This window comes from Proteinivorax tanatarense (genome assembly GCF_040267685.1).
GTDB classification, from domain to species: domain Bacteria; phylum Bacillota; class Proteinivoracia; order Proteinivoracales; family Proteinivoracaceae; genus Proteinivorax; species Proteinivorax tanatarense.
This window is the reverse complement of record NZ_CP158367.1, coordinates 1,837,265-1,857,935: the sequence shown is the minus strand read 5'-3', so window position 1 is coordinate 1,857,935 and position 20,671 is coordinate 1,837,265. Positions and strand designations below refer to the sequence as shown.

Below are 20,671 nucleotides of genomic sequence, written 5' to 3'. Positions count from 1 at the left end.
TGTTTGGTGAATAATACTTTTTAAAAAGCTAAGTGAAACGAGGGGGATTATTATGTCAGAAATTTTAGGAATATTGACTTTTATACAAATCTTTTTTGCTATTGTTATTGGTTTGTATTTTTGGAATTTATTAAGGTCACAACAGTCAAATAAACATGCTGTGGAAAAAGAATCTAGAAAAGAGTTAGATAAACTGAGAAATATGAAAAGTATAAGCTTAACTGAGCCGCTTGCGGAAAAAACAAGACCTAGCAACTTTTCAGAGATTATCGGTCAAGGGCAAGGTCTAAAAGCTTTAAGAGCTTCATTATGCGGTAGCAACCCTCAGCATGTAATTATATACGGACCACCTGGTGTCGGAAAAACAGCGGCTGCTCGACTAGTGCTAGAAGAAGCAAAAAGAAATCCATTGTCACCTTTTAAAGGTGAGGCTAAATTTTTTGAACTAGATGCTACAACAGCACGATTCGATGAAAGAGGAATTGCAGATCCTTTAATAGGCTCAGTTCACGATCCCATATATCAAGGTGCGGGTGCGATGGGAATGGCCGGCATTCCTCAACCGAAGCCTGGAGCTGTAACAAAGGCCCACGGTGGTATGTTGTTTATTGATGAAATTGGTGAGCTGCACAACATACAAATGAATAAGTTGTTAAAGGTTTTAGAGGACAGGAAAGTTTTTTTAGAAAGTGCTTACTATAGCTCTGAGGATAGTAATATTCCAGTTCATATTCATGAAATATTTCAACAAGGGCTACCGGCAGATTTTAGGTTAGTAGGAGCAACTACCAGACAGCCCCAGGATATTCCACCAGCAATTAGGTCAAGGTGTGTTGAAGTTTTTTTCCGTTCTCTACTTCCGGACGAGATAGCTTTAATTGCTAAAAATGCCAGTGATAAGATTAGATTTCCTATTGAAGAAAAAGCCTTAGATGTGTTAACAAAGTATGCTACTAATGGCAGAGAAGCGGTAAATGTTATACAGATAGCTGCTGGAATAGCTACTAATGATGGAAGAAATAGGCTGATACCTGCTGATATCGAATGGGTAGTAAATAGCAGTCAAATTACTCCACGACCTGAGCGTAAGGTTAAGAAAAAGCCACAAATTGGGTGTATAAATGGATTAGCAGTTTATGGACCTAACATGGGTGCTATTTTAGAGTTGGAAGTGACTGCCACAAAAGCCTTAGGCGAAGGGAAAATTGTAATGACAGGAGTAGTTGAAGAAGAGCAATTAGGTAATGCTGGAAAAACCATTAAAAGGAAAAGTATGGCAAAGGGGTCACTTGATAATGTATTGACAGCAATAAAAAAGTTCCTAAAAGTACCTATAGAGAACTATGATATTCATATTAATTTTCCTGGTGGAACGCCAGTGGATGGACCCTCTGCTGGAGTAGCCATAGCTATAGGAATATATTCTGCTATATTGGAAAAACCTATTGACAATTTAACTGCTATGACTGGAGAAATTTCTATAAGAGGTTATATTAAACCTGTAGGAGGAATAGTTCCTAAGGTAGAAGCTGCTAAACAGGCGGGAGCAACACGTGTATTTATTCCTAGGGAGAACTGGCAAGATGTGCTTAGTCAAATAGATGGTATAGAGGTAGTACCTGTTGAAACATTAGCTGAAGTAATAGAGAAGGTTCTAGAAGATAAAGAAAATATTAACCAAAAGCCTTTGATTTCAGCAGTATCTGTAAGTCAAGCATAAGAAGATACCTTGTTTTTTAAAATAGGTTGGTATAAAATAGAAAGGGTAACTATATTATGGGGGTGACTGAAATGGAAGAGACTACAATAAGTAAATATCCACTTATGCCTCTTAGAGGTTTAATAGTGTTTCCTAATATGATAATTCATTTGGATGTAGGTCGAGAAAAGTCAATAGCTGCTCTTAATTCGGCTATGGAGAGAAATAGTCGAATTGTACTGGTGCCACAAAAGGATGCTAATATTGATGAACCTGTTGATAATGACCTATATAGAACTGGTACACTAATTGAAATAAAGCAGGTGTTAAAACTACCTGGTGGCACAATTAGAGTACTGGTAGAGGGTGAAAATCGAGTTAAAATCAATAACTTCTACCATAAAGATAAATTTTCTGAAGTTGAGGTTGAGGTTTATGATGAAAAAGAAGAAAAGAATTATGAGATAGAGGCTCTGATGCGTAATACACTATATCAGTTTGAGCAATATATTAAATTAGGTAAAAAAACAGCAGGTGAGTCGTTAGATATTGTTCAAGATATCTCAGAACCAGGACGATTTGCTGATGTAGTTGCTTCTCACTTATCTCTAAAAGTAGAGCAAAAACAGAAAATTTTAGAGGCAATACAGCCAAAAGATCGTTTGCTTAAATTATTGGAGTTCTTAAGTCATGAAATACAAGTTTTAGAAATTGAAAAGAAGATTAGTGATAGAGTAAAAAATCAAATGGATAAAACTCAAAAAGAATATTACCTAAGAGAACAGATGAAAGCTATACAAAAAGAATTAGGTGATACACAAAGAGAAGAAGTAGAAGAATATCGGAAAAAAGTTGATAAGTTAGGACTTTCGGAGCAAACTTTAAAAAAAGTACATAAAGAAATTGATAGGTTAGAAAGAATGGCGCCTAATGCTGCAGAGGGGTCGGTACTTCGCACATATCTTGATTGGGTGGTGGACTTGCCGTGGAAAGAGGAAAGTGAGGATAAGTTAGATATAGCCAGCTCAGAGAAAATACTAGATGAAGACCACTATGGGCTGGATAAGGTGAAGGAAAGAATTTTAGAGTTTTTAGCGGTTAGACAGATGGCCGATGAAATGAAAAGTCCAATAATTTGCTTAGTTGGCCCCCCAGGAGTGGGAAAAACCTCTTTAGCAAAATCAGTTGCAAGATCTCTAGAACGTGAATTTGTTAGAATGTCTCTTGGTGGCGTAAGGGACGAAGCTGAAATAAGAGGGCATCGTCGCACATATGTGGGAGCTCTGCCAGGTAGAATTATGCAGGGTATAAAAAATGCAGGAACAAAGAATCCAGTCTTTTTGTTAGATGAAATTGATAAAATGAGTACCGACTTTAGAGGAGACCCGTCAGCAGCTCTTTTAGAAGTTTTAGATCCAGAACAAAATTCTACTTTTAGTGATCATTTTATTGAACTTCCCTTTGATTTAAGTAATGTACTTTTTATAACAACTGCCAATGCCTTACATCCAATACCAAGGCCGTTGCTCGATAGAATGGAAGTAATAAATATTGAAGGTTACACTGAGGATGAAAAAGTATCAATTGCGAAAAAATATTTAATACCACGACAAATGAAAGAACATGGTTTAAAGTCTAAGCAGTTTTCAATTTCTAAGCAAGCTATTATTAAAACCATTAGGGAGTATACAAGAGAGTCGGGAGTTAGAAATTTAGAGAGAGCATGTGGAACACTGTGCAGGAAAGGTGTTAAAGAAATTGTTTCAAATGAGCAAGAACAGGTAAAGATTACGGTTCAAAATATTCACTCATATTTAGGGACTCCTAAATTTAGATGGGGAGAAAAAGAAAAGAACGATGAAATAGGTGTTGCAACTGGACTAGCATGGACCCAAACAGGCGGTGATATACTAGCAGTTGAAGCCACCACTATGTCTGGGACAGGCAAATTAACTTTGACAGGAAAACTTGGCGATGTGATGCAAGAATCTGCTAGAGCAGCCCTTAGTATGATTAGAGCTAAAGGAAAATACTTAAATATTGAAAAAGACTTTCATAAAACTAGGGACATACATATTCATGTTCCAGAAGGGGCTATACCAAAGGACGGACCTTCTGCTGGAATTACTATGTCTACTGCGCTAATTTCTGTGTTATCGGGAAGAAGAATAAGAAGAGATGTAGCTATGACTGGTGAAATCACCTTGAGAGGAAAAGTATTGCCTATAGGTGGGGTTAAGGAAAAAGTGTTGGCCGCCCACAGAGCTGCTATAAACGAAGTTATTCTACCAAAAGACAACAAAAGAGATGTCAATGATATTCCAGCTAATGTAAGAAAAAAACTGAAAATCCATTTAGTTGAAACTATCGAAGAAGTATGGGATATAGCGTTGGTGGATGCTAAATGAAGATAAAACAAGCGGAGTATTTGATTAGTGCCGTTAAACCTCACCAATATCCTCCAGAAATGTATCCTGAAATTGCTTTTGTAGGCAGGTCTAATGTGGGAAAATCATCTATAATAAATACTTTAGTTAACCGAAAAAACATGGCTAGGACAAGTGGAAAACCCGGGAAAACTCAGACAATTAACTTCTATGATGTCAACAATCAACTTAGATTTGTTGATCTTCCAGGTTACGGTTTTGCCAAAGTTTCTAAAGAGCAAAAAATAGGTTGGAAAAAAATGATAGAGAGTTATCTTTTAAATAGAACACCATTACAGGGAGTAGTGCAGCTTATAGATTTAAGACATAAGCCTACTGAAGAAGATCAAGGAATGTTTTCTTGGCTTTTAGAAAATAATTTTCCAGTTTTGCTAGTCGCAACAAAATCAGATAAACTGTCGAAAAATCAAATTCACAAAAATTTAAAAATAGTTTGTGATGTGTTAAGTGTGCCTAAAGATTACCCAATTGTTTTTTCAGCAAACACAAAAACAGGCAAGGAAGAAGTTTGGGAATCTCTATCTGGACTTGTAGAAATAAATAATTGAAAGGGAGCTCTAAGAAGACTTAACTGGTTACGATTTTGTTTAACTAACTATGGGAAGGCACTAACTAATGCAGTTTTAATCTGCTTAGGTGTTAAATAAAAACTGTAAAAGGCATAATTACATATATTAAGTGTAATTATGCCTTTTTGTTGTTCATGATTTTAGGTGGTATAATAGCTAAATTTTTTGTATGTAATTATATAAAATTATGGCACAGAAAAATATTTCTTAAAATAAAGGTATATTTAGCATAGATTACAATTTTCATTTTGCTTTACTGGTTGTCCCCCCAAAAAGAGCCTTAATTAGATTTGCCTAATTTATTTAAGGCTGAATGCAAACCCTGAATAATGCATTAACATTTGCATATTATTTAATAGCAGTGATTTTGGGAGGGGTAAATTTGAAGAGGAAACAGTTCAGAACTTTTCTTAAATCTAAACAGCTAACTGAAAAAGGAATTACTAGTCGTGTGGGTTGGGCAATAGATATTGAACAAAAGTTTAATCTTGATCTTGATAAAGTATGTAAGTCCTCTGAAAAAACTACAAATATCCTAAACGACATAAAAAAGTCTACTTTGTTGAAAAAAAGGCAAAAAAGTAATTATGAAATTGGATTGCTAAGTTATTATGAATTTTTAAAATCAAAACAAACACCATTTTGATATGGTGTTTGTTTTGATTTATTGCAGATTAAGTGGGACAGCAGCGCAGTAAAAAAAGAATGGTTTTTATTTCAGAGGTAGGCCTAACTTGATTGCACTTTAACTTATGAGTAACGTTTTTGAATTTTTTTCTCTGCAAAAACTAAAATTTGATAAGATATTGCAGAGCAGATTGCTAAAAGCACAACACTAGTTATGACCAAATCCATTTGATATGTTTGCCCGCCATAGATAGCTAAATATCCCAGGCCTGCCCTTCCCGTTAAAAATTCTCCTACAACAACTCCGACCCAGGACAAACTTAAACTAACCCGCAAAGCTGATGCAATTGTAGGTATGCTTGCAGGGAGTATTATTTTGGTAAAGGTGGTATACTTAGATGCACCAAAAGTTTTAACAAGTTTTAAATAGTTATTGTCTACATTTGTAAAGCCGCTGAGCACAATAATTGTGGTACTTATTACTGAGATGGCTAATGCCATTGCTATAATACTTTTAAAACCCAGTCCAAATATTATTATAAATAAAGGACCTAAAGCAACCTTAGGCAAACTATTTAAAATAATAAGATAGGGATCCATAACTTTATTTAAAAACTTCCACCACCATAATATTGTTGCAATTAGGGTTCCGATAATTGTGCCTAAAATAAAACTGACTCCTGTTTCTAAGATGGTTATTCTTATATGATAAAAAAGAGTTGAATTCTCATATAGAGTTAATATTGTATTCCACACCTTCGTAGGCTGACTGGTAAGAAAGGTGTTAATAATACCCACTCTTGCTGCCCACTCCCACAAAACTAATAGCGCAAATAAAACAAAAAACTGAGAAAAAATAATAGTAAAATTGTAAATTTTTTTTTGAAAAATATAATCTCGATGTTTTTGATTTGCTGCTTTAGGTACTAGTGCTTTTTTAATATTAAGCATTATCTAATACCTCCCATATTTCATTAAAGTACTTTCCAAAATTTGAAGCTCTACGTCTTGATCTAGGTTCTTCTAATTGACACTTTAACTCTATATTAATAGTCTTAATTATTTGACCAGGACGCTTAGTTAAAATAACTACTTTATCAGTCATAGCAATAGCTTCGGAAATATCGTGGGTGACTAAAATTACTGTTTTACCTTCTGTACGCAATTTGAGGCTTACTTCTTGCTGCATATTTAGGCGAGTTTGATAATCTAAAGCAGAAAAAGGCTCATCTAACAATAATAAATCAGGTTTGAGCACCAGCGTACGAGCTAATGCTACCCTTTGCCTCATTCCCCCTGATAACTCTGAGGGATAGAAGTTAATGAAATCTTCAAGACCCATAGACATTAGTAATTGTTCAGCGTACCTTTTATTTTCTTCAGTTGATTTTTTGGAAACTTCTAATCCAAGGATAGTATTATCAAAAACGGTGCGCCATGGAAGTAAGAGGTCTTGTTGAAACATGTATCCACTTCTAAGAAAAGTATTTTCCACCACCCCATCAGTATGTTTTACTAAACCAGCTATTAAAGAAAGCAACGTTGACTTTCCGCATCCAGAAGGTCCAACTATAGAAATAAATTCACCTTTATTTACATTTAAATTTATATTTTTAACGGCTTCTGTAATTCCTTTTATACCCATATAATTAACAGAAGCATTCTTTATTTTTACTTTTGCCAAAACACTTCCTCCTTTCTGTACACTTTACATTAGGTCTAATTTATATTATGATAATTACCTAAAAGAGTGCTATACTATCCTAATGCAAACTGTAAACACTTATCTAGGCAAATAACTTTACTTGTGCATGATGATCTTTTTTAAAAGTGGAGAACTAAACTTCAATGTTTAGGCTGTTATAAGAAAAAGAGACTATCTCTCTTTACTTGAGAAAGTCTCTTTGGTTTATTATATTTTAAGCTTATCACAGGTAAACTTTCCGTTGATTGAAATTTATTTTTATTAATCTATATTAATGCTTTTTACTGCTTCTTCGGCAAATTTAGTCTTTACAATCTCTTCATAAGGGACTTTTTTGTCTAATTCCTCTGAAAAGATACATATTTCTTGGAGCTTATCTAAAGATTCCTTTCTGAGAATTGGATCTTTAGACCAAGTGTCTTGTTTTTTGTACCTTTCTACAGAAGATACCAGGATATCATAGTCAGTTTCTGCAAAGGAAGGTTGTATAACTTCGGCAATCTCTTCTGCAGAGTGATTATCGACCCAGATCTGGGCTCTATAGATTGCATTTGTAAATTTTTGTATAATGTCTGGGTTTTCTTCAATATAACTATCTGTTGCATGGTAAACTGTATATGGAATATCTCCACCTGCTTCGCCAAAAGATGCAACCACGTGTCCGCTACCAGTATTTTCTACTATTGATGCACCGGGTTCAAATAGCTGAACAAAATCTCCCACATCATTTTCAAAAGCTTGAGCGGTTGCTCCTAAGTCTATATTTTGTATAATTTCTACATCATGGTGAGGCACTACATCATTATGATATAAAACATATTCTTGGACCATTTGCGGAACCCCTCCAGGTCTTCCGCCGATAATTGTTTTGCCTTTTACATCTGTCCATTCAAATTCTGGCATAGGCTCTCTGGCTAAAAAGAAAGAACCGTCTTTTTGAGTTAATTGTGCAAAACCTACTAGTTTAGTATCTGTTTGCTCGCGAGCTATATAAACAGCTGCTTCTGGCCCGAACAAAGCAATGTCAGCACTATTTGATAATAGAGCGGCAGCACCTCTATCAGCTCCCCATGCTATAGCTAACTCCACATCAAGACCTTCATCTTCAAAGTATCCCTTGTGCAAAGCAACATATTGAGGCGCATAAAATACAGAATGAATTACTTCAGATACTCGAACTTTTGGCATGCTTTCTACATCATTTTCTTTACAGCCACTTAATAGAGTTGCACTCATAAAAAGCACTAATAATAGAGCAAGATAAGTTATTTTTTTCATATCATCACCCTTTCTTGTACAAATATTATATTTAGGATTAGGACTTTTGTTACAAGCAATGTTAGTTATGATATAATAAACTTAGAATAGTTATATGAGGAGGCTGCAAATTGAAAGTATCAATAATTGGCTGTGGACGGGTGGGAACTACAACTGCATATGCTATAGCATTGCAAGGGTTAGCAAAAGAGTTGGTACTTGTTGATGTTGATGGAGAAAAAGCTAAAGGGGAAGCGCTAGACATTGTGCACGGAACAGGTCAACTACCTAACATATCTGTTTCATCAGGAGGTTACCAAAAAACTGCTGACTCTGATATTGTAATAGTAACAGCAGGTATTCCAAGAAAGCCAGGTGAAAACAGGTTAGACCTTGCTAAAAAGAATGTGCAAGTTGTTAAAGATATAATAGATAAAGTGATGAGCGTCAATTCAGAGCCATATATAATTATGGTATCTAATCCTGTTGATATAATGACTCAAATTGCATTTAAGCAGTCAAAACTTCCGTACCAAAAGATATTTGGACTGGGAAATGTATTAGATTTATTAAGATTTGAATCTTTGTTAGGTAATTATTTAGGTATACATCCAGCAAATGTTAGCTCTATGGTAATTGGAGAACATGGGGATTCTATGGTTATATTAGATGACAATACATATATTTCTGGTGTTCCTTTAAATAGGTATAAAGTAATTTCACAACAAACTTTAGCCAAAATAAAAGAAGATACTGTTAAAGGAGGAGCTCAAGTTATTGAAAGAAAGGGAGGTACCTTTTATTCAGTATCCTTAGCAATTTGCAAAGTGGTTGAGGCAATCAATAAAAATACAAAGGAAATTTTGCCGGTGTGCTATTATCATCACAACAACGAAACAACATATAGTGAACCTGTAATAGTTGGCAAAAATGGCATAGAGCATGAAGTAAAACTTGATTTATGTCCAAGTAAGCAAGTTAAACTACAAAACTCTATATCAATTATAAAATCAATGCTAAATGATATAGAAGCTTAAGCAGGAGGTGTTATAGCGTTGAACTCAATTTATATTAAAATTTTTATAGTAGCGTTATTTTTACCATTACTTATAACAGGATGCGATTTATCTTCAATAGAAGACTATGAACCTGAGGAAGTCTTAACAAAAGTAAAAGAAAATATGGAAAACAACAATAACTATCAGTTTAGTGTTCAGTCTAGCGCTCAAGACAATGGTGCTGGAGTTAATGTTTCTTTACGTGGCGTCGAAATATTTGCTGATGATATGATGTATTTAATTGGAGAAATTGGCTCAAATAGAGTAGAATTTTATAAACGGGATACAGACAGGTTTATTAAAAGGGATGCTAGTGAAGAATGGACTGACATTAAAGAATACGGAGACAAGCGTATAATAAGTCTTATTTCTGGGCCTTCTCATTTTAAAACTTTGATAGATAAGGGCGAGTACGAAATCATGGAAGATTTTGCCTTAGTACAAGATGAACAAACACTTGTAATTTCAGGCTCTTTAAAAGATGAATATATCATAGAATACTTAGAGACTATAAATTTTTTATCAACTGATCAAAAAGAGGATTTAAGTAAAAAAGATAATTTTATTGTTGGAGTGTCTTTTTATATTAACGAACAAATAGAACTCCAGAAATTAGAGGTTTTTGTAAACAGTGAATCAGGAAAGAAGTCTTTACTAAAAGAAATTGAAGTTTTAGATAAAAATGTGGAAATAGATTTAGATATATCTAACTAAGTAAAATGGAGGTTCAGTGTGTGAAAAATGTAGCTGTACATAAGTTGCAAAAAAAATTTAATCTTACTATTTTTTCTGGCGAAGAGTTACTAGACAAAAAACATATAACAATAAAAGATATAAGTAGGCCCGCTTTAGAACTAGCAGGTTACGATGCGTACTACCCCAAAAAAAGAATTCAAGTGTTGGGAAAAACGGAACTTACTTTTTTGTATAGCTTAGAGCCTGAAGTTCAAAAATTGCGTTTTAAAAACCTTCTTTTAGAAACAGTTCCCTGTATTATTTTGACTAGAGGTTTTAAGCCAACAGAAAGCATGCTGTCTTTGGCTCAAAAAAGTAATATCCCTATCTTAGGAACTGAAAGAACAACTACAGATTTTATTGCTTTGTCTACGGATTTTTTAGATAGAGATTTAGCACCAACCAAAACAATCCATGGCGTTTTAGTTGATATTTATGGTGTAGGGGTGTTAATAAAAGGGCAAAGTGGGATAGGTAAAAGTGAGACTGCTTTGGAGCTTATAAAAAGGGGACACAGGTTAATCTCAGATGATGCTGTGGAGTTGAGAAGTATACGAGAAAGAGCAATTATTGGAGCTGCACCAAAAGTGTTAGAGCACTTGCTAGAAATCAGAGGGGTAGGACTTATAAATGTGGTAAGTTTATTTGGAACAGGATGTGTAAGAAGTCAGAAAGAAGTGGAACTTGTAATAAATTTAGAGCATTGGGATGATAAGAAGAGTTATGAACGCTTGGGCTTAGATAAACACTATTTTGAGGTGTTTGGTGTAAATATCGAAATGCATACGATTCCTGTCGCTCCTGGTAGAAACTTGGCAATTATTATGGAAATTGCAGCTATGAATCATAGAGCGAAGAAAATAGGAACTAACACACCAGAAGAATTTAGTAAAAAGCTAAATTCTTTAATAACTCAAAACCAATAAAATATCACAGTAGAAGTAGGAGGAGTCATAATGTCTAATAAAAGAATTAACAATAAATTCAGCAAAGTATTCAATATAAAATTAACTCACCGACTAGGTTTTCAAATTACTATAGCAATGGTTATCGCTACTATTTTAACTACGCCGCTTAATGCATTTTTGGTTAATAAACTAGAGGCTCTTGAACTGGCACAAAGTACGGAACTTTCATCTTTTTTGATTGTTATCATTAACAATGGTTTTACAGTTGGTTTAAATGTGCTTACTGTTCTTGTAGTTACATATTTCTTGATAATGAGACCTGTAAATAAAATTCAAAAGTTAGCCCAGAGGATAGCACAAGGGGATTTAACGGTGGACCAGGAAACCTATCCTAAAAATCAATTAGGCAAATTAGCTTTTGAAATGCACAAAATGTTAGAAAATAATAAAACGTTGCTTAGTGGTATAAAAAATATGGCGGTGGAGCTGTCAGAAGCATCGGAAAAAATGAGAAGGGGGACCTCAGAGGTAAGCCAATCATCTGAGCAAATTTCTAGTACAACCCAGCAGGTAGCATCTCAGGCAGAAACTCAATCGGAGTTTTTAGATGATGTTAACAGCATAGTATCAGCTAGTATGAATAATTTAGTGGAATTAAGCAGTGAGTCAGAAAGCGTTGAAAGCCAAACTGCTAAAGCTATAGAAAATATTGGAGATGGTGAAAAATCAGTGCAAGATGTATTTAAATCAATAAATGATATCAGCAATGACATAATAAGTCTAGCTGAACAATTAAAGGGTTTAGGTGCTGAGATTGAAAGAATAAATGAAATAGTTGAAATTATAGCTAATATTTCTAACCAAACAAACCTATTAGCTTTAAATGCTGCTATTGAAGCTGCTCGAGCAGGAGAGGATGGCAAAGGATTTGCAGTAGTAGCTGATGAAGTTAGGAAATTAGCGGAAGAGTCCCATAGCTTTACTGATGAAATTAGAACTATTGTTGAAAAAATACAGGTTAAAACAGATGATACAGTTAAGCAAATGAATGACAGTAGAAATACTGTGAGCACAGGAGTAAAAACTGTTGAAAAAACAGGGGATGTAATACAAAATACCCTTCAACAAACAGAAGGGATCGTTGGGCAAATTCAACAAGTTACTGCTAAAATAACTAGCTTGTCGGAAGAAACTAGACCTATAATTACTAAAACCAAAAAAGCACAAGATATATCACATAATAACTTATCTAACATTGAAAATGTTGCTGCATCAATGGAAGAACAAACTGCACTAACTGAAGAAATAAATGCGATTGCAGAAAAGCTAGAAGAATTTTCTTTAGATTTAGAAGAGCAAATTAAAACTTTTAAAATATAAAATTAAGAAGAGGTGTCTTAAACTATCTTTTTTGGTGGTTAAGATAGCTCTTTTTTTTTGCATTATTTTAGCAATAATAAAATAAATATTAAGAAAATAGAGGAAATTTCACATTAAAAAAAGAAATCTTTATAAAGAGAAGATTTTAAAAATTGAAACGGGGGATTTTTATGAGGATAAAAAAACACCCAATTAAAAGTTTTAAAAGGGGGAAAAAGATAAGCTTTCATTATAATGATAGAAAAATACAAGCTTATTTAGGTGAAACTATAGCCGGTGCTTTACATGCAGCTGGGTATAGGAAACTAACTAAAAGTCAAAAACGAGGTAGGGATAGGGGGTTGTTTTGTGCTATAGGAAAATGCTCTGCATGTTTGATGATAGTTGACAACATTCCTAATACGCCTATTTGCACAACTAAAGTTAAACCTGGTATGGAAGTATTTAGTCAACATTAAGGAGGGGTAAATTTGATAACAATAGATGCATTGGTTGTAGGAGGAGGACCAGCAGGAATCTGTGCTGCTTCTACTTTAGCTGAGAAGGGCTTGGAAGTTTGGTTGGTAGATGAAAGTGATCAGTTAGGGGGACAGTTAATCAAACAAACCCATAAATTTTTTGGATCTAAGGAACACTATGCCGGCCTTAGAGGGATAGACATACCAGATAAAATTGACTTAGAGCAAGTTAAGGTGTTGTTAAATACTTCTGTTATAGGATGTTACGAAGATGGAGTTTTTACACTGTTGTTAGATGATAAGGTTTACTTAAAGGTTAAACCTAAAGGGACAGTCATAGCTACAGGTGCCCAAGAAAGGTTTTTGCCTTTTGAAGGTAACGATTTACCTGGAGTGTACGGAGCTGGTGCTGTTCAAACACTGATGAATAAAGAAGGAATATTACCAGGTAAAAAAGTTTTAATGATTGGTGCTGGCAACATAGGGTTAATAGTAAGCTACCAGCTTATGCAGGCAGGGGTGGATGTAGTAGCAGTAATAGAAGGCAATGATAGCATAGGGGGGTATTGGGTTCATTCTGCTAAGATTGCAAGAGCTGCTGTTCCTATCTACACTAATCATACAATTATAAAAGCAGTTGGAGACTCTGAGGTAGAAGGTGCTGTAATAGCAAGGTTAAACAACAAATGGGAAGTTGAGCCAAGTACAGAATTTAATGTAGAAGTGGATACAATCTGTTTATCGGTTGGTCTTACTCCTATTAATGATCTACTATGGCAAAGAGGGTGTGAAATGCAGTATATAAAAGAACTAGGCGGGTATGTTCCATTAAGAAACCGTCATTTGCAAACAACAATAAATAATATTTATGTGGCAGGCGATGTTACAGGAGTGGAGGAAGCCAGCTGTGCAATGGTAGAAGGCAAAGTGGCGGGTCTAGCTTTATCTATGGATATAACAAATAGGGATTTAAATAAAGAGCTTAACTTAGTATTACAAAGTCTGCGGTGGTTAAGAAAGGGAGAAGTAGCAAAAAATGTTCGAAAAGGTCTCGACAGAATTGGGGTGGTCGAATGTTAATAAAAACGGGAGTTCCTCAAAAGAAGGACCTAAAAGAAATAATGCCTAGTCAAAGGCGCATGGAACGTGGACCTGTTGCTATTTTTGAATGTTTTCAACCTATACCATGTAACCCCTGTGAAGATAGTTGCCCGCAGAAAGCGGTGGTAATAGGTCAAGATATAAACAACATCCCTGATATAGATTTTGAAAAATGTAATGGTTGTTCAATATGTGTAAGTGTGTGTCCAGGGCTAGCAGTTTTTGTAGTTGATGTGAGTGGGGAGAAAGGAAAAATAACTTTGCCATATGAATTTATACCATTGCCAGCTATTGGAGAAGAGGTGATTGGATTAAATAGATATGGGAAACCTGTAGAAAAGTGTACTGTGTCCAATATACGAACTGGTAAATCTTTTAATAAAACAACTTTAATAACTATCGAGACTTCTACAAAAGGTGCAGATGAAATTAGATTTATAAAGCTCAAGGGGGAAAAGATTTATGAATGATAACATTATAGTTTGTAGATGTGAGGATGTAACTGTTGGAGATATAAAGAAACTAATTTCCGATGGAATAGATAGTGCTGAGGAGATTAAAAGAATCTCTAGAATGTCTATGGGTTGCTGTCAAGGCAGAACATGTGGTGGTATTTTACAACAAATATTAAGTTCTGAACTAAACAAGCCTATTGACAAAATTTCCCTTTGGCAAAAAAGACCTCCGGCAAAACCAGCAATGATGAAAGTGTTTTTGGGAGGTAATAAAGGTGCAAAATAATGCTAACGTAATTATAATTGGGGGAGGAATAGTGGGGACTTCTCTTGCTTATCATCTTGCTAAACAGGGAATAAAGGATATTGTATTGCTAGAAAAAGACTATCTTGCTGCTGGGTCCACCGGAAGATGTGGGGCAGGTGTTAGACAGCAGTGGGGCTTAAAGATGAACTGCCTTTTAGCTAAAGAAAGCATAGCGGAATTTGAGCAATTACATGAAATGATTCCTACAGACTATGATTTAGAATTTAAACAAAAAGGTTATATGATGCTTGCGTATGATAATGAAATGGTTAATCAATACAAAAGAAATATACAATTACAGCAATCTTTAGGTATAGATGTTGAGTATTTGACTCCCCAAGAAGCTAAAACTATTGTTCCTCACTTAAATACTGAAGGACTTATTGGTGCCACTTTCTGTGATAAGGATGGCCATTTAAACCCATTTACCACAACACTTACTTATGCTATTGGTGCTAATCGATTAGGAGCAAAAATTTATAAAAACACAAGAGTATTAGACTTAGTTAGGGAAAAAGGGAAGATTAAAAAGGTTATCACTGATAAAGGGGATATAAGCGCTGATCTTGTTATAAATGCCGCTGGTCCATATTCTAAGGGTATATCAAAAATGGCAGGGATAGATATTCCTGTTTTTTCAGAACGCCACCAGATATTAGTTACTCAATCAATAAAACAAATCCAAGATCCTATGGTTATATCTCTCAAACATGGCTTCTACTGTCAACAAACTCCCCATGGAAGTTTTATAATGGGTTTTGGAGACCCTAATGAATTAAAAGGAACAGATACCACATCTACTTGGAATTTTTTAGAGGAGATGGCGCAAAAAGTGCTTCCAGTCTTACCTTCTCTTAAAAATTTGAAGGTTGTAAGACAATGGGCAGGTTCTTACAATATAACTCCAGATTCTCAGCCCATATTAGGAAACTCAGAGGAAGTTGAAAACTTTTATATGGCAGTTGGCTTTAGTGGACATGGATTTATGATTGCCCCTGCTGTAGCTAAAGCCATTTCAGAAACAATAGTAGGAAAAGAACCTACTGTTGATATCTCAATGCTTAGATTAAAAAGATTTGAGGCTGGTAATTTAATTAAAGAACCGTCTGTTGTATAGGGTTATTAATACCTATCTAGTTTTCGCACTTTAAAAAAATTACATTTTTATAGGAGAGTAGAGTAATGTGCTAAAGTGAAAGTGTCCAATGCTTTTGATCTAATGTTCTATTCTATCTGCAACTGCTAACCACTGTATCTAAGCCTAAGCAGAATAAGCAAATTTGGGGTGAGTTTCAGACCCAGCATGTAGCTAATATGTACGTTTTCGCGGCAATTGTTTTTAGTATTGGCAATTAGTTAACTTGCTCTCAAGGTCCGCCGAAGGGCCTAGCCCGCAAGGACATTAAGAACAAACCTTAGTTGGCCACGGTAAACACTACGAACAAGCTACATGTTTGGTCCAACCCTACTTACATTAGATGACCATATAGGAAAACCTGTTTTTATACTTTCCACCATCCAACCATCTTCTATATTATTCAGTCTCATTACTCAATTAATATTGACTTTACAATGTATTTTGCTTATAATTATTGTTAAACTATACATATAAAGGTTTTGATCAGGAGGAGTAGGTACTTACTGTTGTTCAGAGAGGGAGATTATAAGCTGTGAGTTTCCCCAATAAGTGGTTCCGAAAGTCGCCTGAGAACTGTTTCCCCTACGCATTGCTAAGGGAAGCCGGGCATTTTAGCCCGTTATCATATCCGAGAGCTGGTATATTATATCAGAACTTAGGTGGTACCACGGAGGCTGAACCCCTTTCGTCCTATGGATGAAAGGGGTTTTTTATGTTATTTAGAAGTTAGGTAATTACAAAATAATAAAATTTTAAACTCCTATACAGTTATATCACTTGACTCTTATACTAGGAGTTTGAGAATATTTTTTAAAATTATCTATAAAAACACTGCTATATCAAATGTAGTATAATTTTGCATCGCCTATTATTTAAAAGTATGAAGGAGGAATTGAAATGGACAAAACATTTACCCCACAGAATTTTGAACAAAAATGGTATGATGTGTGGATGGATAACAATTTATTTGCTCCATCTGGCGATAAAGACGCCGAGCCTTATAGCATAGTAATACCGCCCCCAAATGTAACGGGAGCGCTACATTTAGGACATGCGCTGGACGGAACGTTGCAAGATATTTTGGTTAGATGGAAAAGAATGCAAGGTTTTGATACTCTCTGGATACCTGGAACTGATCATGCTGGCATAGCTACTCAAATAAAAGTTGAGGAACACTTAAAAAAAGAAACTGGAAAAACTCGTCATGATCTAGGCAGAGAAGAGTTTTTAAAACTAGTTTGGCAGTGGAAGGATGACTACCATAAACGAATTACTTCTCAATTTAAAAAGCTTGGTGTTTCTTGTGATTGGTCTAGAGAAAGATTTACTTTAGATAAAGGTTGCTCCGAAGCAGTTAATGAAGTGTTTATTCAACTTTATGAAAAAGGTCTTATCTATAGAGGTAATTACATCATAAATTGGTGTCCCCGTTGTAAAACAGCTTTATCTGATATTGAAGTCGAACATATAGATAAGCAAGGGGAATTATGGCATATTAAATACCCTATAGTTGACTCCAATGAATACCTAGTAGTAGCAACAACAAGGCCTGAAACTATGCTAGGAGATACCGCTGTAGCCGTAAATCCAAAAGATGAGAGATATGCCCATTTGATAGGCAAAAAAATACTATTGCCTATTACTAATAGACAAATACCTATTATTGCTGATGATTATGTTGATCTTGAGTTTGGTTCTGGTGCAGTTAAAATTACACCAGCCCATGACCCAAACGATTTTGAAATGGGCACAAGGCATAGCCTTGAAAATATAGTAGTAATAGATGAAGATGGAGTAATGACAGAAAAAGCCCTTCACTTTAAAGGAATGGATAGATTTGAGTGCAGAAAGAATTTAATAGCAGAACTTGATAATAAAGGCTTGTTAATTGAAATAGAAGATCATGACCACTCCGTGGGACATTGTGAAAGATGTGAAACCATAGTGGAGCCTTATCTTTCTGACCAATGGTTTGTAAAAATGAAGCCGCTAGCGGAGCCCGCTATTAAAAAGGTTAAGGACGGAGAAACTCAATTTGTACCAGAAAGATTCACAAAAATATATTTAAATTGGGTAGAAAATGTTAGAGATTGGTGTATATCAAGACAACTTTGGTGGGGGCATAGAATACCTGCTTGGTATTGTGGATGCGGAGAAGTTACAGTATCGAAAAAGGAGCCAGTTAAATGTCATAAGTGTAACGGCACACAGCTTAAACAGGATGAAGATGTTCTTGACACATGGTTTTCTTCAGCATTGTGGCCTTTTTCCACCATGGGTTGGCCTGAGCAAACCGAAGATTTAAAAAGATATTTTCCTACATCCACCCTTGTAACGGGATATGACATTATTTATTTTTGGGTGGCACGGATGATTTTTACTTCAATAGAATTTATGGATGAAACCCCCTTTGATGATGTATACATCCATGGTCTTATAAGAGATGCCGAAGGGAGAAAAATGAGTAAATCTTTAGGAAATGGTATAGATCCGATAGAAGTCATTGAAAAGCAAGGGACAGATACCTTACGCTTTGCTTTAATAACAGGTATAGCTCCAGGAAATGACACAAGATTTAGCCAAGAAAAGCTAGACAGCAGCGGGAACTTTGCCAATAAAATCTGGAATGCTGCTAAGTTTGTGCTTATGAATTTAGAAGACTTTGATGGTAAAGAGATTGAACATAACCAGCTGTCATTAGCAGATAACTGGATATTAAGTAGGTTAAATACGACTAAAGCTGAAGTTACAAAAGAGTTGGAAAGGTATGAGTTAGGGAATAGTGCGCAAGCTATATATGACTTTTTATGGAATGAATTTTGTGATTGGTACATTGAGTTAAGCAAACCCCGTCTGTATGGTGAAGATGCTAACCAAAAACAAGTAGCAATGTGGGTGTTAAATCATGTTTTAGAAGAAACTATGAAGCTTTTGCATCCTTTTATGCCATACATTTCAGAAGAAATTTACAGTAACCTTCCATACAGTAAAGGATACCTTATCACATCAAGTTGGCCTAAAGTAGATAATAGGTTTGTGGATAAAAAAATAGAGGCTTCATTTGAGTCAATAATGGAGGTTATTCGCGCTATACGAAATATAAAAAGCGAAATGAATGTGGCAAATAATAAAGATGCAGAAGCAATATTCTTAGCTAATGATACAGAAGGATTTAAGGTTGTAAAGGAAGGAGAACTTTATATAAAACCTTTAGCCGGACTAAAAGACCTTGAGATAAGCCTAAGTGGTAAAAAACCACAAAAAGCTATGTCTAAGGTCGTGAACATCGGGGAGTTTTATATGCCTCTTGCCGGCCTTATAAATATCGAAGAGGAAATTAAAAGGTTGCAAGAAGATGTTAAGAAACTAGAGTCAGAAGTTACAAGGGTGCAGAAAAAATTACAAAACCCAGGGTTCGTTAACAAAGCTCCCAAACAAGTTGTTGAAAAAGAAAAGGAAAAAATGGAAAATTACAACCAAAAACTTTTAAAAGTCAAAGAAAGAATTAAGGAGCTTAAAAGTTAATGGAAATAATAAACCTTGTAAACTCCCTAAATACTTTCGGAATGAATAGCCAAGGGTGCTTAAGAATGCGTAAGCTTTGTGCTTTGTTAGGAGAACCACAAAATAAACTGAGGGTTATACATGTTGCAGGAACTAATGGTAAGGGTTCCGTTACTGCAATTTTAGCAAACGGTTTAAAACAAGAGGGTTTTAAGGTGGGGGCTTACACTTCCCCTGCCTTAACTTCCTTTGTTGAGAGAATTCAAGTTAATGGAAATTATGCCAAAATTGATGAGTTAAATAAGTACCATAAAAAGCTTTCTTCTGCTATAGAAAAACTAAAGGATGATCCATTGGGAGAGCCTACAGAATTTGAAGTTGTTACTGCACTAGCTTTTATGTATTTTATTGATAAAAAGGTTGATATAGTGATACTAGAAGTGGGTTTAGGAGGGAAATTTGATGCTACCAACGTCATAGATAAGCCACTAGTATCTGTTATTACATCTATTTCAAAAGATCATACCAGTATTTTGGGAGATACTTTAGAGGAAATTGCCGCTGAAAAAGCGGGGATAATAAAGAAATGCTCACCTGTAGTTCTTGGTGATTTAGATAAAAGGGCTTACACTACTATAAATAACATAGCTTCTGGCATAGGAGCTCCTATATTTATTGAGAAAAAATCAGATATTGAATTCCTTAAAATGGAAAGTGAAAGTCAAGTGATAAAAATTGATAAAAGATATGAAACAAAATTTTCCCTCTTAGGTAGCCATCAGCTGGAAAACTTAAAAACTGCATTACAAGTAATAGAGGTCTTAAAACAACAGGGGATTAAAATAGATAATAAAAAGTTTTATGATTCTATATCAAAAATTAAATTATCAGGTAGATTTGAGATAATTAACTATAAAGATAAGAAAGTAATTTTTGATGTAGCCCACAATGAAGGCAGCTATTCAGTATTCTTAAAAAACTTAACAAAAATGTTTAACAATAGGAAAACAGCTATAATTTTAGGCATTTATGCAGATAAAGATATTGAAAAAATAGCAACAATGTTATCAAATAGCAGCTTTAAAATCATAACAACTACTCCTGTAAACAAAAGAGCTATGCCTGCAGAGGCTTTGACTGACTTACTGACTAAACACGGGGTGGAAGTTATCCAAACTATTGATAATCCTAAATATGCACTTAGAGAAGCTTTGGAACTGGATTATGAAATAATTTGTGTAACTGGGTCTTTTAGCACAGTAGGACCAGCAAAGCTAACTTTGTAATCAAAAGCTCAAAGGTAGGAAAATATTACTGAGTTGA

The 20,671-nt window shown here is 34.9% G+C and carries 18 protein-coding genes and 1 other annotated feature; of the genes, 15 read left to right on the top strand and 3 right to left on the bottom strand.

What is annotated here, in order from left to right:
* The first annotated feature begins 52 nt into the window (after positions 1-52).
* The 4 genes from lonB to PRVXT_RS09215 all read left to right on the top strand — a co-directional run bounded on the left by lonB (position 53) and on the right by PRVXT_RS09215 (position 5,361).
* Complete coding sequence (gene lonB / locus PRVXT_RS09230) at positions 53-1,720, top strand: ATP-dependent protease LonB (RefSeq protein ID WP_350342593.1); 1,668 nt, start codon at positions 53-55, stop codon at positions 1,718-1,720.
* Positions 1,721-1,791: 71 nt separating this feature from the next.
* On the top strand, positions 1,792-4,107 hold the full coding sequence (gene lon, locus PRVXT_RS09225) for an endopeptidase La (RefSeq protein ID WP_350342592.1): 2,316 nt from the start codon (positions 1,792-1,794) through the stop codon (positions 4,105-4,107).
* Positions 4,104-4,694 (top strand): ribosome biogenesis GTP-binding protein YihA/YsxC, encoded by a 591-nt coding sequence (gene yihA, locus PRVXT_RS09220; RefSeq protein ID WP_350342591.1) that lies wholly within the window; start codon positions 4,104-4,106, stop codon positions 4,692-4,694. Before lon ends, yihA begins: the two co-directional genes overlap by 4 nt.
* A 403-nt stretch (positions 4,695-5,097) precedes the next feature.
* Positions 5,098-5,361: a hypothetical protein gene (locus PRVXT_RS09215; protein WP_350342590.1), complete on the top strand. Its 264-nt coding sequence runs from the start codon at positions 5,098-5,100 to the stop codon at positions 5,359-5,361.
* Positions 5,362-5,465: 104 nt separating this feature from the next.
* Here PRVXT_RS09215 and PRVXT_RS09210 read toward each other — a convergent pair whose 3' ends face one another.
* From PRVXT_RS09210 to PRVXT_RS09200, 3 genes are all read right to left on the bottom strand, one after another.
* Positions 5,466-6,293 (bottom strand): ABC transporter permease, encoded by an 828-nt coding sequence (locus tag PRVXT_RS09210; RefSeq protein ID WP_350342589.1) that lies wholly within the window; start codon positions 6,291-6,293, stop codon positions 5,466-5,468.
* Positions 6,286-6,987 carry an ABC transporter ATP-binding protein gene (locus PRVXT_RS09205; protein ID WP_434064318.1) on the bottom strand — a complete coding sequence of 234 codons (702 nt, stop codon included), beginning with the start codon at positions 6,985-6,987 and terminating at the stop codon, positions 6,286-6,288. The genes PRVXT_RS09210 and PRVXT_RS09205 overlap by 8 nt, the downstream gene beginning before the upstream one ends.
* Before the next feature lie 321 nt (positions 6,988-7,308).
* Positions 7,309-8,325: an ABC transporter substrate-binding protein gene (locus tag PRVXT_RS09200; protein ID WP_350342587.1), complete on the bottom strand. Its 1,017-nt coding sequence runs from the start codon at positions 8,323-8,325 to the stop codon at positions 7,309-7,311.
* Positions 8,326-8,435: 110 nt separating this feature from the next.
* Between PRVXT_RS09200 and PRVXT_RS09195 the strand changes: the two genes are divergently transcribed.
* From PRVXT_RS09195 to PRVXT_RS09145, 11 genes are all read left to right on the top strand, one after another.
* Positions 8,436-9,341, top strand: coding sequence for a malate dehydrogenase (locus PRVXT_RS09195; RefSeq protein ID WP_350342586.1), 906 nt, complete (start codon positions 8,436-8,438; stop codon positions 9,339-9,341).
* An 18-nt stretch (positions 9,342-9,359) separates the two neighbouring features.
* Positions 9,360-10,076 (top strand): hypothetical protein, encoded by a 717-nt coding sequence (locus PRVXT_RS09190; protein ID WP_350342585.1) that lies wholly within the window; start codon positions 9,360-9,362, stop codon positions 10,074-10,076.
* A gap of 20 nt (positions 10,077-10,096) precedes the next feature.
* A complete protein-coding gene (gene hprK / locus PRVXT_RS09185; RefSeq protein ID WP_350342584.1) occupies positions 10,097-11,023 on the top strand; it encodes an HPr(Ser) kinase/phosphatase in 927 nt (308 codons plus the stop codon).
* A 30-nt stretch (positions 11,024-11,053) separates the two neighbouring features.
* Positions 11,054-12,385 carry a methyl-accepting chemotaxis protein gene (locus PRVXT_RS09180; protein WP_350342583.1) on the top strand — a complete coding sequence of 444 codons (1,332 nt, stop codon included), beginning with the start codon at positions 11,054-11,056 and terminating at the stop codon, positions 12,383-12,385.
* A 170-nt stretch (positions 12,386-12,555) separates the two neighbouring features.
* Positions 12,556-12,843 carry a (2Fe-2S)-binding protein gene (locus PRVXT_RS09175; protein WP_350342582.1) on the top strand — a complete coding sequence of 96 codons (288 nt, stop codon included), beginning with the start codon at positions 12,556-12,558 and terminating at the stop codon, positions 12,841-12,843.
* A 12-nt stretch (positions 12,844-12,855) separates the two neighbouring features.
* Positions 12,856-13,923 carry an NAD(P)/FAD-dependent oxidoreductase gene (locus PRVXT_RS09170; protein WP_350342581.1) on the top strand — a complete coding sequence of 356 codons (1,068 nt, stop codon included), beginning with the start codon at positions 12,856-12,858 and terminating at the stop codon, positions 13,921-13,923.
* The gene (locus tag PRVXT_RS09165) at positions 13,917-14,414 is read left to right on the top strand and encodes a 4Fe-4S dicluster domain-containing protein (protein WP_350342580.1); all 498 of its coding nucleotides are present in this window, start codon (positions 13,917-13,919) and stop codon (positions 14,412-14,414) included. Before PRVXT_RS09170 ends, PRVXT_RS09165 begins: the two co-directional genes overlap by 7 nt.
* Positions 14,407-14,685: a (2Fe-2S)-binding protein gene (locus PRVXT_RS09160; protein WP_350342579.1), complete on the top strand. Its 279-nt coding sequence runs from the start codon at positions 14,407-14,409 to the stop codon at positions 14,683-14,685. Before PRVXT_RS09165 ends, PRVXT_RS09160 begins: the two co-directional genes overlap by 8 nt.
* Positions 14,675-15,823 carry an NAD(P)/FAD-dependent oxidoreductase gene (locus PRVXT_RS09155; RefSeq protein ID WP_350342578.1) on the top strand — a complete coding sequence of 383 codons (1,149 nt, stop codon included), beginning with the start codon at positions 14,675-14,677 and terminating at the stop codon, positions 15,821-15,823. The genes PRVXT_RS09160 and PRVXT_RS09155 overlap by 11 nt, the downstream gene beginning before the upstream one ends.
* Positions 15,824-16,314: 491 nt before the next feature.
* Positions 16,315-16,540 (top strand) — a binding site (T-box leader).
* Positions 16,541-16,741: 201 nt separating this feature from the next.
* Entirely contained in the window at positions 16,742-19,369 is a 2,628-nt protein-coding gene (locus PRVXT_RS09150) for a valine--tRNA ligase (protein ID WP_350342577.1), read from the top strand.
* Complete coding sequence (locus PRVXT_RS09145; RefSeq protein WP_350342576.1) at positions 19,369-20,634, top strand: bifunctional folylpolyglutamate synthase/dihydrofolate synthase; 1,266 nt, start codon at positions 19,369-19,371, stop codon at positions 20,632-20,634. Before PRVXT_RS09150 ends, PRVXT_RS09145 begins: the two co-directional genes overlap by 1 nt.
* Positions 20,635-20,671 lie beyond the last annotated feature (37 nt).